Genomic DNA, 2,291 nt, shown 5'->3' with positions numbered 1-2,291 from the left:
AGCCGAGGCCGCCGTTGTTGCCGTTGCCGCCGTCGCCGCCGGCGCCACCCGCCCCACCGATCCCGCCGGCCCCGGAGGCCGTGGCTCCTCCGCCGGTGCCGCCGTTTCCGCCGCCGGCATCGACGAGCCCGCCGAACAACCCGCCGGCCCCGCCGGCGCCCCCGGCGCCGCCGCCGATCGTGCCGATCCCGCCGGCCCCGCCATTGCCGCCCGCGCCAAAGAGCCCGCCTGCCCCGCCGGCGCCGCCGGCTCCCCCCAAGCCGCCGGTGGTGAATCCGCCGGTGCCGCCGGCGCCGCCGCTACCCCACAGCAGCCCGCCGGCCCCGCCGGCACCACCCGTGGTGATCACGCTCGCCGACCCGTTGCCGCCGGCCCCGCCGGGCCCGCCGGCGCCATTGAACAGGGACAGCAGGTGCCTGTTCGCTCCGCCGTTTCCGCCGGCGCCGCCTGGCCCGCCGCCCGCGAGGATGCCGGGCCCGCCGTTTCCGCCGGCGCCACCGGCCCCGCCCGGACCGCCGCCGAGCCACCCGTTGGCGCCGCCGGCCCCGCCGTTTCCGCCGCCGCCGCCGACCACGCCGGCCCCGCCGTTTCCGCCGGCTCCGCCGTTTCCGCCGCGGCCCCACAGGCCCGCCGACCCCCCGGCCCCGCCGGCCTGCCCGGACCCGCCGGACCCGCCGTTGCCGCCGTCGCCGATCAGCCACCCGCCGTCGCCGCCGGGCAGCCCGCTTCCCGGCGCAGCGTTGGCCCCGTTGCCGATCAGCGGGCGCCCCGTCAGCAGCTTGACCGGCCCGGGCGGCAACCCCAGGCTCTGGATCTCGCCGAGCAGGGCCGTCAGCGGGTCCGCGCTGGCCGCCTCCGCGCCCGCATACGCCCCCGCGCCCGACGTCAACGACTGCACAAATTGGTCATGAAAAGCCGTCGCCTGCGCGCTGAGCGCCTGAAACTCCTGGGCGTAGTTGCCGAACAACGACGAAATAGCGGCCGAAACCTCGTCCTGCGCCGCGGCCAATAGCGATGTCGTCGAGCCCGCCGCCGCCGCATTGGCCGACTTGATCGCCGAGCCGATCCCGGCTAAATCCGAGGACGCTGCGGTGACAACCTCGGGAGATATCAGGACGAAAGACATCTGCGGCTCCTTTGCAATGGAAACGGCGCGGGCGATACACAAGTAGGCGAAAATCTACGCTTTCAATTCGGCTTCGGAAGTGGTTTCACGCGTGGGCATGTCATCGTTGCGGCATTTTTAGCGCTGTCTTAGGAGAGATCAACCGGCGCCCCGCAAAACCGCCCGGGATTCCGCAATATGTGGCCGGGCCGAAAGCCGCGGAGCGCACGGATGGAATTAGCCCGGCGTGTGTGACATTGCGAATGCCGGATACCGGCCATCGGTGTCACACCGACTGCCCGTCGCCGCCGCCGTTGCCGCCGATGATCAGGGCCTCGGCGCCGGAGCCGGCGACGCCGGTGGCGCCCCCGTCACCGCCGAATTGGCCGGAACCACCGCCCGCGCCTCCGGTCCCGCCGAAGGCACCCGCCGATCCGGCGACACCGGGGACGGCGTTGGCCGGGTACGCCCAGGCGCCGCCGCCGCCACCCCCGCCGGGGCCGGTGCCGCCGGCTCCGCCGCCGCCTCCGAAAGCGAGCGGCGACGCCGTGGTGATCGCGTTACCACCCGCGCCTCCCGCTCCGCCCGCGCCACCGGCATAGGCGGCCCCGCCACCGCCTCCGCCGCCTCCGCCCAACGCCATGTCGCCGGTCGACACCCCGAGCGCGCCGCCGCCGGCGCCGCCGCCACCTCCGGTGCCGCCCGCCCCGCCGTTCGGGGCGCCCGCGCCACCGATGCCGCCGTCGCCGCCGAGCCCGAGGGCGACAGGTTGGCTGAGTTGGGTCGAGGCGGCGCCGCCGGTGCCGCCGGTGCCGCCAGCGCCTCCGGTGCCGCTGCCGCCACCGATGCCGCCGACACCGACCAGGCCGCCCTTACCGCCCGCACCGCCGCCTCCCCCGCCGCCGCCGTAGGTGGAGTGGTTTGCGCCGGTTGCGGTCACGCCGTTGCCGCCGAAGCCGCCGGTGCCGCCGGCGCCACCGCCACCGCCGTTGCCGTTGTGTCCGTTGCCGCTGGAGTTGCCGCCGGCCCCGCCGGCGCCGCCATGGCCACCCTGGCCGCCCTGGCCGGCCACACTGCCGAACACGTTTCCGCTGACATTGCCCCCGGTCCCACCGGTGCCGCCGCCCCCGCCGGTGCCAGCATCGTTGGTGCCGTCGTCCGCGGTGCCCGAGCCGCCGGTGCCGCC

1 protein-coding gene and 1 pseudogene are annotated in these 2,291 nt (G+C 76.3%); both read right to left on the bottom strand.

Going from position 1 to position 2,291, the window contains the following annotated elements:
- The coding region (locus A5655_RS01625) for a PE family protein (protein WP_067004871.1) at window positions 1-1,126 on the bottom strand (1,126 nt) is incomplete at its 3' end.
- Between the two features lie 265 nt (window positions 1,127-1,391).
- Window positions 1,392-2,291: pseudogene (locus tag A5655_RS28145) on the bottom strand (PE family protein); the annotation flags it as partial.

The organism is Mycobacterium sp. 1081908.1, assembly GCF_001673535.1.
Lineage (GTDB): Bacteria > Actinomycetota > Actinomycetes > Mycobacteriales > Mycobacteriaceae > Mycobacterium.
Note: the sequence above shows the minus strand (reverse complement) of the source record. Positions and strands in the feature narration are given on the sequence as shown.